Below are 12,990 nucleotides of genomic sequence, written 5' to 3' on the forward strand. Positions count from 1 at the left end.
TTATATAAAGAACAACCACGGGAGAATCATCGGGATCATAATGATGATCGTTACAATCAGCCACGCACTGGGATTATCGCTTGTCACCTGTTTGCGGTAGGACATGGCCCAAGCTGTGAGGAGCAGGACCGTCATCATCATACTCCGCAGATGAAGGTCTCCGTCTTTATTATTCATAAATATGTACACGCCGCCTTCGACAATGATCAATATTCCGACTAAGATGTTAAAAATATGGGTGAACCAGCTATTCATCCGTCTGACTCCTTCCACTTATGGTTGCCTGTATCCTTTCCAAGTATAGTACAACCTTATTCTTTTAGGAAGAATACCATGGAAGGGGGACGAAGAAACGCCGCCTCAGTGTTTACAATTGATTGATCAGTCCCTCCAGCTGCGGAGTGATTTCAAGCCGCTCATGATCATTCTGCAGCACGTGCCAGAAATCTTTGTAAAAATAGGCTTCCAGCACGACCTCACGGGCACTGGATATGCGGAGTGCCCCCAGCACCTGTGCCCCTTTTTTCTCTCCTGCACTTGACGGACACTTCTTCATTGCTTTGAAAAACGACCGTATGTCTTCATCCGTGTCCATTTGGTAGGATGACCGTTCTCCATCCAAGTCATAATAAGTAAGCGTCATCGGACGTTGGTAATCGCTCCATGAGTGGTGGGTAATATCATCCTGTTCAAAAGATAAAGGGCTGAAAAAAAACGTGTGGTGTATGTACCAGGTCGACAACACAAGAAAGGCAGCCAGTACTGCTGACGTCAATAATTTTTTCTTCACACATGCCATCCTTCCTGATTATTTCTTTGTATAGACAGGACCTGTTATTTTTTCCGCCAGGATTTCTTTCTCTACCTCTCTATACGACATGGAAGGGAAAAACGTTTCATAAATCTCAACGTTCCCTTCCTTATCAGATGATTGTCAAATTAAAAAGGTATCGAGCGAATTTTGCAAAAACATGGTTTGCTTCGGGATTTATTTCCTCTACAATATAAAGAAACAATGAAAGGGGACCAGGCATGACGTCTACCAACCAGCACATCCAGCACCACACAGAAAAAAACCAAAACAAAGCGCGGCTTCTCATCAGTTGTACAGATCAACCGGGTATAGTGGCTGCCATTTCCACATTCCTTCATGAACACGGAGCGAATATCGTGGAGTCCAATCAATACACAACACACCCGGATGAGGGGACATTTTTCATACGCATCGAATTTGCCGCTTCGGATATGAAAGAAAAGGAAGAAACGTTCCAGGAAGGGTTCAAGGAAATTGCTGCCCAATTCCATATGAAATGGCGGCTGACATTTTTATATAAACTCAAGAACATGGCCATCTTCGTTTCCAAAGAACTCCATTGTCTTCGAGAGCTCCTTTACGAATGGGAAAGTGGTGGTCTTATGGCGGATATCCCTCTCGTCATCAGCAACCACAGGGAAGGAAAGGAGCTCGTCGAATCCTTCGGCATCCCTTTCTACCATATTCCCGCAAGTAAAGAGATCCGGCACGAAGTGGAAGAGGAACAACTGAAGCTTTTGAAGGAATACGACATCGATGTCATCGTACTTGCACGATATATGCAGATTCTTACTCCACATTTCGTGTCGACCCACCCATCGAAGATCATTAACATCCACCATTCGTTCCTACCCGCCTTTATCGGAGCGAATCCACATAAACGGGCGCATAAACGGGGCGTTAAGCTGATAGGAGCCACCTGCCACTATGTAACAGATGACCTTGATGAAGGCCCCATCATTGAACAGGATGTCATCCGTGTCGATCACCGTAACCACATCGACGATTTAAAAAAGAAAGGCCGGTTGATTGAACGTACTGTTCTAAACCGAGGGGTCAAATGGGACCTTGAGGACCGCGTCATCGTACACGAAAACAAAACCATCGTATTATAAATCGAAAAAAAACAGACCTCCTTCTGACAAAGACAGGAGGTCTGGTTTTTTTGTCTCATCCATGCATACAATGGTGTAAAACTTCTGGGGAGATGATGGAATGCTCCATACGGTAAAACCGGGAGAAACCCTCTATCAAATATCAAGAGATTACCGGATGCCGCTGACAACCATTTTAGCCGTCAATTCCATTCCTAATCCGGATGTGATCAGGGTCGGACAGAGAATTACAATCCCAGGGTACCCACCTGTAGAAACCCAGCCGTACCAGCTGGATGTTTCCATCAATGAACGCCTGCTGAGGCTCTACAAAAACGGGCAGTTCGTAAAAGAATATCCAGTGGCTGTCGGGCGGATGCTTTATGAAACACCGATAGGGGATTTTATTATCCTGAATAAAGCCCCCGATCCCGGCGGACCATTCGGAACGATGTGGATGAGCTTATCAAAAGAACATTACGGCATCCACGGAACGAACAATCCGTCCTCCATTGGAAAAGCTGTATCACGCGGATGTGTACGGATGTACAATGAAGACGTGGAAGAACTGGCGCTCACGATTCCGAACGGCACCCCCGTCACCATCCATTTATAACCTATCCCTGCACTTCAGACGTACTCTCCACTTCTGTTCCCTGCAGGGCCTGAGTGGCAAGCCGGTCGCATTCACGGTTGTCCTTCCTTGAGATCAGATGGTAGGACGCCTCTATGGACATGGCCCTAAGCTTCCCATCGATCCGATCCGCCCATTCATGAAGGGATTGTTCCATCGTCGGCCATTCCTCCTTCATTTGATTGATGACAACCTGGGAATCACCGATAAAGCTTACAGGGATATGCTGAACCCCCATCGCCTCCAGTTCCTGTACAGCAAAATAAAGAGCAGCGTACTCCGCCTCATTATTCGTTTCCATTTCCTCGACCGCGGCATTTTTCCTTAGACGCATAAACCGGCCGTCCTGCTCATAATAAATCGCGCATCCCAGACCACCCTTCCTGTCATTCCTGTCGAACCCTCCGTCAAAATACACTCGTATATGATGGGGCTCGGTGTCCACTTTGGCCATATACTTCTTCAGATCCTTCAATTTCCATGAAGTATCATAATCATCAATAAATGCGATATCCTTCAACCGTCCTGTTTTTTCAAGGTCTTCCGCTATAAGAAGCGCTTCTCCAGGAGAAACAGGTTCAGATTTGAAAAAGACTTCCGTTTTGTTTTTCGCACGGTATGTAATTTCTACGTGTATGTTCATAAGACTCCACCTTTCCACTTCGATGTAAGTTCCTGTTCTTATAATCTGCCTATTTCCCGTCTATCTTATCACTTCAAACGGAAGAGAACGAAAAAACCGGAGACTGATTGCCTCCGGTTTTCCCGCTTAATTATGGAAGGATTTTTCCTTTTCCCTCAGTTCGATCCTTCGTATTTTACCCGAGGTTGTTTTGGGAAGTTCTTCGATAAACTCAATTTTCCTCGGATATTTATAAGGGGCCGTATGCTCCTTCACATGAGTCTGCAGCTCCTGAACGATTTGACTGTCTTTTTCATACCCGGACTGCAGCACAACGAATGCTTTTACAATATTGCCCCGGACTTCATCCGGACTTGCAACTACGGCACATTCCCGGACAGCCGGATGTTTGACGAGCGCATCCTCTACTTCAAATGGTCCGATCGTATACCCCGAGCTGATAATGATGTCATCACTGCGCCCTTCAAACCAGAAGTATCCATCCTCATCTTTTTTGGCTTGATCTCCAGTAATATAGTAATTGCCTCTCCTTGACATTTTCGTCCTCTCTGGATCTTTATAATACTCTTTAAAGAGCGCCGGCGTATCCAAGTGTACAGCAATATCTCCCACTTCATCCGTCCCTACAGGTACCCCCATTTCATCCACGATTTCGACTTGGTTGCCTGGTGTCGGGCGTCCCATCGATCCCGGCCGGACTTCCATATCCTTCATAATCCCAACGAGAAGTGTATTTTCCGTCTGGCCGTATCCGTCCCTGACAGTCACTTGAAAATGCCTCTGGAAGGTGTCGATGACTTCTCTGTTCAAAGGTTCCCCGGCTGACACGGCACTGTGAAGATGGTTCAGACTGTACTCACTCAAGTTATCCACTTTCGCCATCAGACGATATTCCGTCGGCGTACAGCAGAGCACATTCACATCGTGTTTGTCCATGATATCCAGGTAGACATTCGGATCGAATTTCCCTTGATAAACGAGTCCCCTTGCACCCGTCCCCAGCACAGATAAAAACGGACTCCAAATCCACTTCTGCCACCCTGGACCAGCTGTTGCCCACACGGTATCTCCATCTTCAATGGCCAGCCATTGATAAGCCGCTGTTTTCAGATGGGCATATCCCCATCCATGCGTGTGAACGACCCCTTTTGGATTTCCGGTGGTTCCTGAAGTATAGGAGAGGAATGCCATATCTTCACGACCCGTGTCAGCAGGCGTCATCGTTCCGCTGTAATCTTCCATCAGACTGTCCAGGTGATGCCACCCTTCCTTCTGTTCACCGACGGAAAACCTCACAAGCTCATCGTATTCGCGGATCCCTTGAAACTGATCTGTATAAGGGGAATAACTGACAACGCCCCGGACTTCTCCATGACTGATCCGGTACTGAAGATCTTTCGTCCTCAGCATTTCAGAACTTGGAATAACGACAAGTCCGGCCTTCAAAGCCGCCGTGTAAACCTGATATGCTTCAATAAGGCGTGGGATCATAACCAGGATCTTATCTCCCTGCTTTAATCCACAGTCAAGGAAAGCGTTTCCAATTTTATTCGCACGTTCCATCAGGCTTTGATATGTAACTTCTTTCGTTTCCCCCTGATCGTTCAACCATAATAAAGCTTTCCGTTCGGCATCGTCTGCATACTTTTCCATTTCAGAAACGACGTTGTACCGTTCCGGGGCAATCAATTCTTCTCGATTCATGTGCCATCCTCCTCCATAATAACGTACTGCATTTTCAACACTCCCATTATACCAATTTATCTAAATCTTTCAAATATTGTTCCTTTTATTCAGAACAATTGACAGATAATTAAAACTTTTCATATACTGGTACTAACTGTAGAGAGGAGTGCGGCAGATGGAGTTTCGTCCAATGAAAAAGCAGCGTGTCATTCCAGGTTTCCCTCTCCTGTTCATTTCAGGAGTGATGTTGGCTTTATTTCTGTCCCTCTCCATCGTAACAAACAATTACAATTACACCGCAGCTTCCGTTGCAAGTGTGGTCATTATGAATGTAGCTCTCGCTTCCCCTTCCATCCGAAAAGACAGAAAAAAGAGCCTCCGGTGATGCCTTCCGGAGACTCTTTTTTGATGTTTATCTCTATATCCGTATCATGTTGATCTTTCATCCAAGTATGATCAGACACGACTGATCCCCGCTGCCATTCGACCGTTCGTGAATGAAGGGATGAGAAGCGCCGTCGGTTTCTCCAGGAGTCAAGCCAGTCGTTTGAAATTCTCCCCAAGAATTTCATTCATGGAGTGAACCGTTATAAACGCCTGCTCATCTACAGCCGTCATATATTTCTTGAGACGGGTATAATCTTTCCGGCTGAGAATTGTAGTGATGACTTCCTTCTGCTCCTGGTTAAACGCACCCTTTGCTTCATGAATGGTAGCACCGCGGCCGAGCTTATTGATGATAAAGTTACGGACAAGCTCACTCTCACGACTGATAATAACAATCTCCTTGTTATCCTCGAACTGCTGAAGCATATAATCGATCACAAGACCATTGAGGATGACACCAAAGAACGCATACATACCGACCGTAGGGCCGAACAGGAAGATGGAAGATGTGGCAATGGCAATATCAGAGAAAAGCACACCTTTTCCAACTTCAATGGAGAAGAATTTATTTAGAATCATAGCCAGGATATCGGTCCCACCTGTGGAAGCTCCCTGATGAAAAACGAGGGCCATGCCTGAAGCGGCAATAATCTGTCCGATAATCAGCTGAATCAGCAGATCATCACTCAGAGCTTCCTGCATAGGGAAAAAGGCTTCGAGGCCCCAAACCATAAATGAAAGTGCAAAACTTGCATAAATAGTTTTCACACCAAATTGGAACCCTAGGAAAATAAAACCGACGATAAATAAGACAATATTCAAGAGAATCATAATCATTCCAAGGGACAAATCAGGAAAAACCTTATTCAAAACGATGGATAAACCACTCACTCCCCCTGTAGCCAGGTCGTTCGGGGACAGGAAGAAGTGGACGTTGGTTGCTACAGCAAGCGCACCAAGATTCATCATTAGAAATGACCACACTTTTTTAAACATCTGAGAGCCTCCTTTATTGTAATTAATGATAGGATTTTGTCGAACGAAATTTGCAATACAATCGGGATTATAGAGCCCTTTCTGCCTTTTGTAAACAGCTGTTGATGTAAAAAAAGGATTTATTTTAAGTAAGCGGTTTAAGCGTAAATATTCAGCAAATTGAAATGGTTTTCCCTGATAAGGAAACATAAAAAAACGCCACGTTTTAAGTGGCGTTTTTTCGTTCATGCACGAGGCAGTTTGACAATGACCGTCGTTCCTTTTCCTTTTTCACTTTCATAATTTATCGTCCCGTTCAAATCCGATACGATCTTTTTCGTGACCATAACTCCTAGTCCTGTTCCTTTTTCTTTTGTAGTAAAGAACGGTTCACCGATTTTCGAGAGTTCCTGAGCACTTAAACCCGGCCCATTATCTCTAACGAAAAGCGTTAGATGAGAGCTCGACATCTGAATTTCAATCCGTACTTCACCACCAAGATCGACCGCGTCCACTGCATTTTTCACCAAATTGATTAAAATCTGGTTCATACGTTTCGGTTCCGTCCTGAACTTATCCTGTACAGGATCACAATCAAACAGCAGTAGGATCTGCTTTTCGTTCGCTTCCGGTTCAAGAAGGCGGAGTACATACGATACCAGCTGTTCCGGGTCCACTTCCTCAAGCTGGATGGAAGATTTAGGCTTTGATAACATCATGAAGTCCTGGACGATTGCTTCGATCCGATTGACTTCATCTAAAATGATTTCCTGATAATTATCCCTGAGCTCCGGATTAGCCGCTCCGATCTGAAGAAAACCTTTGATGGCGGTCAGGGGATTCTTGATTTCATGAGCAATACCTGCAGACATCTGCGTAATTGTAGACAGCTGCTGGGACTTTTCCTTCAGCTCAATCATTTCCTTGTATTCCGTTACGTCCTGATGAATACCGAGAATGAGCGACTTTCCGTTATAATCCACAGGGAAGCCTTTCGTACGGATCCATTTTTCTTCTTTTCCCTGGACACACACCCGATAGTCAACGACGAATTCCTCGTCCTTCATTTTCGAAAGGCCGTCTACAAAATGAGAACGGTCCGCTTCATGTACGTGCTCCAAAAGTGACTTGGGGTCTGAAAATGCCTGGCGCCTCGGAATACCGAACAAGGTTTGGAAGGCAGGACTGATATAGTGGACTTCCTCAAAGTGTGGATCACTGATCCAGAAGACATCCGTAATGTTATCAGCGAGTAGAGCAAAACGTTCTTCTGAATCTTTAAGCGCTTGCAAATGTTTGTTGTATTGAGTAATATCCTGCAGAAAAACAGTAAGGCCCAGTTCTGTTGGATGGACCGTCACTTTCACATCGAGCTGGGTTTCCTCAATAAAACCTTCGAATTCCACCGTTTCGTACGTTTCCATAGATCGCAGGAAATGCTGAAAAAATGGATAGTGCTCATCTATGGAGAAGATATCCCATAATTTTTTATAATAATTTTTGAAAAAAGGACGTTTGGTCAGCTCTTCCATTTTAGGATTGGCATAAACAACTTCCCAGTTATGATTAATGACGGCAAGGCCGTGTGGGAATTTATCGACAATGTGTGTCATGCGGTGCTGGATTTGAGAAGAGGAAAAGCTTGACAGCGGAACGCCTTCATAATTCGTAATGGATAAGGACGGCTTATCATTCTTTGAAGGCACATCAGCGGCCACCGGACCCGATGCAGAAAAATGATGGTCTTGTTCCGTTTTGGCAAGTGTAAAGGTGATTTGTCCGTTGGTCAGATGCACCATACGGCATTGAAACCTAAGATTAAAATTCTTATCTGTCAACTGGACAGAGGTTTCCCTCAGCCCTTCGGTCAGAAGCTGATGAAGAGATTGTTGAAGACGGTGCTGGCCTGTGTGGCGGAAACACCGGATCCACTGAGAGAAAGACAGGTCTGTTTCCTTCAAATGCAGCATATGAATCATTTCCTGATTCAATGTAACGGCTTGAAGACGCAGATCGAGTAAACATGCGGGTGTTCCATTTATACTGAGAACATCCAAAATCTCACCGCTATGAACTTGGTCTGAATACCTCTCTCTTATAACCAATAGTAAGACCTCTTTCCTTTTTGCCGCTCGTTTATTTCCAATACGGTTTTCATTATAACGCAAAATTAACAAATTTTGAATATTTTCTAACGATTTAGCCTTTATTTTTGCTTTTTAAACATTGTACGCTGAAAAGAACAACGATATGACAGCAATTTCACCCTTCAATACTGCGCCACAATGTTAACGAGGCGTAGCTCAAATAAGGCGACCACGGCCGGCTCCATGCTCCCATTTCTTCTATTGTCGGTTTACGTTCCATTTGAAAGTAGTGCTTCAACGCGTTTTGGATGCCGATGTCCGCTTTCGGGAATAAGTTTTCCCTTCCGAGCCCGAACATCATCCAGTTTTCTGCTGTCCATGGCCCGATTCCTCTGACTTTCACCAGACGTTTCATAATGTCATCGTTCTCCATAGCAGACAGCGCCGGCAGGTCCAGCTCCCCTTCTGCTATGCGTTTGGACGTATCGATCACATACTCGGCTTTCCTCTGACTGAACTGCAGTTCCCTCAGTGTTTCGTATGGCGTCTGAGCGACCGTTTCCGGATCAGGATAAAACCATACCCCGTCTTTCTGTCTGCCCAGTGTCTCTACGAACCTGGTACTCAGAGTATAAGCGAACTTCATATTCAACTGCTGGTGGATGATGACTTTCATCAAACAGTCGTAAAGGTGAAAATCCTTCACAATCGGTGTGCCCGGATGATTTCTGAATAATTGTTCCAAGTCGGTGTCCAAAAAATGCTGATGAATTCCCTCCAAATCAACATCCCATTGAAAAAGATGCTTGATGTAGTTCAGGAGCTGTGGTCTGGCTTCATCGCTGTCACTCTGCACAGAGAAAACAGGATCAAGGGTCGTCCCAAGGGCCTGCACTCTGACTATATGATGGTCCTCATTCAGCTTGACAGGGATGTCCACCCATCGTTCCTCTCTGTCCAGATGAATTAAAGGGTCCAGCTGCCAGCGGAGTAGCGTATAATCAAAATCGTAAAAGTTAACTGCCTTTAATTTTTCTTTCCACACGTGAGTTTCTCCTCCTTCAATTCCTTTAGTTTTTCTATTTTGTCAAGAATAGGAAAGAAGACCTGAGGCTTATCCGACCAATTCTCCCTTTATCATAGAAGCTTTGATGAAACTTAGCAAAACATTACAATCACAGACACCTGCTCTGATTTCATAAAACGAAAAGCCGCTGTACAACGTGTACGGCGGCATTCTATTTTATAATCCCCACACCGGGGCGGGGACAAGCTTTTTCATCAAGATTTCATTTAAATTCCCAAACCGATAGCCTCTTTTCCTGAGCTCATCAATCATTTGGGAAAGAGCTTCTGCATTATCACTGGAAACGGTGTGCAGGAGAATGACGGCTCCGGGGTGAATCTGATCCATAACGCTGCGGTAGGCGTACTCCCACCCTTTCTGCCTGTCAGTATGCCAGTCAACAAAAGCGACGGACCAGAACGCATGGGTGTACCCCAATTCTTCTGCCCATTTCAATGTCTGCGCATTGAACATACCTCGAGGCGGACGAAGAAAGGTCATAATATCCTGGTCTGTCTTTTCCTTGACAGCTTCCTCCACCCGCTGTAATTCCTTTTCCATTTCCGCTTTGGAACTCTGCGTAAAATCAGGATGGCTCCAGGAATGGTTTCCAATGATATGTCCTTCGTCAGCCATTCTCTTCAAAAGATCCGGCGCACTCTCTATATAATGCCCGGTCACGAAGAAGGCAGCCGGAACATCCTTTTCCTTAAGAACATCCAGGACCTGACCGGTATGTCCTTGTTCATACCCATTATCAAACGTTAAATAAACCACACGTTCTTCAGAAGGATCCATAAAAAAACCATGATGCTGTTCAATCATCGGCCCATATCTGCCTGGATCCGGTGTCATACCATTTTTGCTTTTATTATATCCCCAGCCTTCCGCATAGGTGGTTAAAGGAAAAAAACAGACCATTAGGACGGCTGTGATCAACTTCACTATCCTGCTCATGTGTATCCCTCGCTTTTTATTTAGTATGTGTGAAGGAAAAAGGAATATAAAAAAAGACAGGTGGGAAAATTCCCCACGCTGCCTTTTTACAAAAATAAAGATGCGGCCCATCCGAAGATGAACAATGGAATATTGTAGTGCAGAAATGTCGGTACACAAGTATCCCAGATGTGATTGTGCCGGCCGTCCGCATTCAACCCTGAAGTCGGACCGAGTGTACTGTCTGAAGCCGGAGAACCTGCATCACCGAGAGCTCCTGCTGTACCAATCAGTGCAGCCGTTGCCATCGGTGAAAAACCGGCAGCCACACAGATCGGAACGAACAGAGCCGCAAGAATCGGTATCGTTGCAAAGGAAGACCCGATTCCCATTGTGACAATCAGTCCGACCAGGAGCAGGATAAAGGCGATGAAAGCCTGGTTATCCCCCAGATAGTCGGAGCTGAGCTCTACAAGCGCCGATACAGATTCTGTCGCGGTCAATACATTGGCATAACCTGATGAGACAAGCATCACAAAAGCGATAAAACCCATCATTCCGATGCCGTCGTTGATGACCTTGTCGCCTTTATTGAATGGAACGACACGGAAGATAAACATCAGGATGATACCGGCCAGAGCAGCCAGAATCAGATTCGACCAGACCGCCTGAATGATAAGGGTCACAAGCATGGCTGCAAGCGTCAGAAGGTGTTTCAATTGGAAACGTGAATCAAGGACAACCTCTTCATCCGGCGTTTCTTTATCTTCTGGTACGACAGAAGGATCCCTCGGTTTCCGGTAAGTAATGAAGATGGCGATGAAAAGTCCGACGATCATTCCCGAACCGGGAATAATAAGGGATGAAGCAATACTCCCAATCCCAAGGTCAATGCCGTTCGTTTCCATGGATGTCTTGATCGTATCGTGGAAAATATAGCCGAAGCCAACCGGAATCATGACATACGGCGCCTTCAAACCAAAGGTTAAGGCGGCAGCTACAGCTCTCCGGTCCAGCTTCATTTCATCAAATAATTTCAAAAGCGGTGGAATAAGAATCGGTATAAAAGCAATGTGTACAGGAATGACGTTCTGAGAAAGACTGGCTACGAACGCAATGACAAAAACAATCATCGTCTGTTTATCCTTTAAAACACGCAGTAAAAATCCGACTAGTATGGATGTGATGCCTGAGTAGCTGATCGCAACCGCGAAAGCTCCCAGCAATATATAACTTAATGCCACATTCGCCTGTTCTCCCATCCCGTCAACAAGAAGGGTTAACGCATCTGTCAAGCTCTCCCCGTTCATGAGACCTGCGGTTAAACCCGCGGCGATAATGGCAACGATGACGTTCACGCGTAATAAACTTAACACGGTCATCACCAGGACAGAAACGACAACTGCCCATGCCATAAGACATTCTCCTCTCCAGTAGTTTCATGCATTAGCGATTTATCATGATAAAGTATGATGGTGAAAAAATCAACCCTCAGGAAAATAGAGAGTCAATTCTGAAAGCTGCTTATTCGTCCATGCTGCGCTCAAGGGATTCAAGCATAGAGATCAGGCGGTCAATGTCTTCCACTGACGTCTGCTCAGGATCCAGGTTATCTAAACGTCCCATAAAATCTTCCAGGCGCTGCTTCAAGTTGGACATCTTCTCCTGCTGCGTCATGTAACGATTCAGCTCCTTTATCTGTTTTACGTCCAGTCCATCATAGTACAAGTATCTGCCTCTGTCCAGAACCGGCTTCACCCAGCTGTAAAAAAGCGCCGTCTGTACGAAAACAAATGTGTTGTTCTCGTACAGACGGCGCGTCTTCTCATTTTAATTCGAAGGAAAAGCTGACGTGATCCTGAATGGGGATCCAGGCTCCGATGCCCTGCCGGGTCACGTTTTTAACGGAGAGTGTCTTCTTCGACCCCTTCAGCTGGATGTAAACATCACCGAAAGCTACTTCTCCTTTTTCATTCACGGCCGGTGCAAACGCATGAAGGACCCCTACTTTGTTGGTCGGGATGCCGTACGTATTATTCTGCTTTGTTCCTTTACCAATCACGGTGTTAAAGGATAACGGAAGTTTTGTGTTTTTCTGAGCTTCCAGAAGAATCAGCTTCATCATCTGGTCGCTGTGGCTGATCCGTGAGGTCAGACCACCCTTGACTGCTTTTTCTTCTTTTTGAAGATAACTCAGTTTCTCCTGCTTTTCTCCTCCGTGGTTGTTCAGTTCATTTGTATTGATCTCCTGATACTCCCAATTGATATTGGTTTCTTTCGAATCATAGGAAAGCGGCCACCTTCCAAGAAATATGTCTCCTCTGTACCCAATCGCCAGTGGAGAAGGCTTCAAGGACGTTTCATTCAGCATTTCAATCAACTGGGGATTGGTAATGCGGACCTCCGTATTCTCCATCAGCTCTTTCGTAATTTCCTCCGCTTCCAGCAATTCCTGATCATCGGTAGAGTTCGGATACGTGTTGTCTTTGGATATGTTTAAGACGTGATTCGGAATGGAGCCTTCTTCTTTTTCATTCTTCTTAGGTTCAGCCGAGGCAGAACCGGCAGCAAACCAAGTAAGAATACAAATAAACAGCAGTAGTCCCAGCCATTTTCTATTCACATCAAGGGCCACCTTTCACTTTTTTTATAGCTTGTGAAAGATGGC

General features: G+C 45.3%; 14 protein-coding genes. 3 read left to right on the forward strand and 11 right to left on the reverse strand.

All coding sequences use genetic code 11. From position 1 onward, the window contains the following. Positions 1-255: a hypothetical protein gene (locus ACXAJH_RS12975; RefSeq protein ID WP_474967608.1), complete on the reverse strand. Its 255-nt coding sequence runs from the start codon at positions 253-255 to the stop codon at positions 1-3. A 112-nt stretch (positions 256-367) separates the two neighbouring features. Continuing rightward, the gene (locus ACXAJH_RS12980) at positions 368-790 is read right to left on the reverse strand and encodes a hypothetical protein (protein WP_474967607.1); all 423 of its coding nucleotides are present in this window, start codon (positions 788-790) and stop codon (positions 368-370) included. A 242-nt stretch (positions 791-1,032) separates the two neighbouring features. Between ACXAJH_RS12980 and purU the strand changes: the two genes are divergently transcribed. Further along, positions 1,033-1,929 carry a formyltetrahydrofolate deformylase gene (purU, locus tag ACXAJH_RS12985; protein WP_474967606.1) on the forward strand — a complete coding sequence of 299 codons (897 nt, stop codon included), beginning with the start codon at positions 1,033-1,035 and terminating at the stop codon, positions 1,927-1,929. A 100-nt stretch (positions 1,930-2,029) separates the two neighbouring features. After that, positions 2,030-2,524: a L,D-transpeptidase family protein gene (locus tag ACXAJH_RS12990; protein ID WP_474967605.1), complete on the forward strand. Its 495-nt coding sequence runs from the start codon at positions 2,030-2,032 to the stop codon at positions 2,522-2,524. Position 2,525: 1 nt separating this feature from the next. On the opposite strand, the gene ACXAJH_RS12995 is transcribed toward ACXAJH_RS12990, so the two are convergent. Together ACXAJH_RS12995 and mbcS are read right to left on the reverse strand one after the other, a co-directional pair. After that, positions 2,526-3,185, reverse strand: coding sequence for a reverse transcriptase-like protein (locus tag ACXAJH_RS12995; protein ID WP_474994187.1), 660 nt, complete (start codon positions 3,183-3,185; stop codon positions 2,526-2,528). A 126-nt stretch (positions 3,186-3,311) separates the two neighbouring features. Continuing rightward, positions 3,312-4,889: an acyl-CoA synthetase MbcS gene (gene mbcS / locus ACXAJH_RS13000; RefSeq protein WP_474967603.1), complete on the reverse strand. Its 1,578-nt coding sequence runs from the start codon at positions 4,887-4,889 to the stop codon at positions 3,312-3,314. A 157-nt stretch (positions 4,890-5,046) separates the two neighbouring features. On the opposite strand from mbcS, the gene ACXAJH_RS13005 reads away from it, so the two are divergent. Further along, entirely contained in the window at positions 5,047-5,256 is a 210-nt protein-coding gene (locus ACXAJH_RS13005; RefSeq protein ID WP_474967602.1) for a hypothetical protein, read from the forward strand. 149 nt (positions 5,257-5,405) lie between these two features. Here ACXAJH_RS13005 and ACXAJH_RS13010 read toward each other — a convergent pair whose 3' ends face one another. The 7 genes from ACXAJH_RS13010 to ACXAJH_RS13040 all read right to left on the reverse strand — a co-directional run bounded on the left by ACXAJH_RS13010 (position 5,406) and on the right by ACXAJH_RS13040 (position 12,945). Beyond that, positions 5,406-6,254 (reverse strand): YitT family protein, encoded by an 849-nt coding sequence (locus ACXAJH_RS13010; protein ID WP_474967601.1) that lies wholly within the window; start codon positions 6,252-6,254, stop codon positions 5,406-5,408. Between the two features lie 224 nt (positions 6,255-6,478). Then, on the reverse strand, positions 6,479-8,338 hold the full coding sequence (locus ACXAJH_RS13015) for an ATP-binding protein (protein ID WP_474994189.1): 1,860 nt from the start codon (positions 8,336-8,338) through the stop codon (positions 6,479-6,481). A 157-nt stretch (positions 8,339-8,495) separates the two neighbouring features. Beyond that, on the reverse strand, positions 8,496-9,365 hold the full coding sequence (locus ACXAJH_RS13020) for a DNA-3-methyladenine glycosylase family protein (RefSeq protein ID WP_474967599.1): 870 nt from the start codon (positions 9,363-9,365) through the stop codon (positions 8,496-8,498). 198 nt (positions 9,366-9,563) lie between these two features. Beyond that, the gene (gene pdaA, locus ACXAJH_RS13025; protein ID WP_474967598.1) at positions 9,564-10,343 is read right to left on the reverse strand and encodes a delta-lactam-biosynthetic de-N-acetylase; all 780 of its coding nucleotides are present in this window, start codon (positions 10,341-10,343) and stop codon (positions 9,564-9,566) included. 86 nt (positions 10,344-10,429) lie between these two features. Continuing rightward, positions 10,430-11,737 (reverse strand): Na+/H+ antiporter family protein, encoded by a 1,308-nt coding sequence (locus ACXAJH_RS13030; RefSeq protein WP_474994191.1) that lies wholly within the window; start codon positions 11,735-11,737, stop codon positions 10,430-10,432. 109 nt (positions 11,738-11,846) lie between these two features. Next, positions 11,847-11,999 (reverse strand): SE1561 family protein, encoded by a 153-nt coding sequence (locus ACXAJH_RS13035; RefSeq protein WP_474970354.1) that lies wholly within the window; start codon positions 11,997-11,999, stop codon positions 11,847-11,849. Between the two features lie 148 nt (positions 12,000-12,147). Beyond that, complete coding sequence (locus ACXAJH_RS13040; protein WP_027956150.1) at positions 12,148-12,945, reverse strand: YfkD famly protein; 798 nt, start codon at positions 12,943-12,945, stop codon at positions 12,148-12,150. Positions 12,946-12,990 lie beyond the last annotated feature (45 nt).

Source organism: Halobacillus sp. ABD4_316 (assembly GCF_056161385.1).

Bases quoted from the DNA above. Each gene is read 5' to 3' on its own strand.
- ACXAJH_RS12975 (WP_474967608.1), bottom strand. From the start codon at position 255: ATGAATAGCTGGTTCACCCATATTTTTAACATCTTAGTCGGAATATTG.
- purU (WP_474967606.1), top strand. From the start codon at position 1,033: ATGACGTCTACCAACCAGCACATCCAGCACCACACAGAAAAAAACCAA.
- ACXAJH_RS12990 (WP_474967605.1), top strand. From the start codon at position 2,030: ATGCTCCATACGGTAAAACCGGGAGAAACCCTCTATCAAATATCAAGA.
- ACXAJH_RS12995 (WP_474994187.1), bottom strand. From the start codon at position 3,185: ATGAACATACACGTAGAAATTACATACCGTGCGAAAAACAAAACGGAA.
- mbcS (WP_474967603.1), bottom strand. From the start codon at position 4,889: ATGAATCGAGAAGAATTGATTGCCCCGGAACGGTACAACGTCGTTTCT.
- ACXAJH_RS13005 (WP_474967602.1), top strand. From the start codon at position 5,047: ATGGAGTTTCGTCCAATGAAAAAGCAGCGTGTCATTCCAGGTTTCCCT.
- ACXAJH_RS13010 (WP_474967601.1), bottom strand. From the start codon at position 6,254: ATGTTTAAAAAAGTGTGGTCATTTCTAATGATGAATCTTGGTGCGCTT.
- pdaA (WP_474967598.1), bottom strand. From the start codon at position 10,343: ATGAGCAGGATAGTGAAGTTGATCACAGCCGTCCTAATGGTCTGTTTT.
- ACXAJH_RS13030 (WP_474994191.1), bottom strand. From the start codon at position 11,737: ATGGCATGGGCAGTTGTCGTTTCTGTCCTGGTGATGACCGTGTTAAGT.
- ACXAJH_RS13035 (WP_474970354.1), bottom strand. From the start codon at position 11,999: ATGACGCAGCAGGAGAAGATGTCCAACTTGAAGCAGCGCCTGGAAGAT.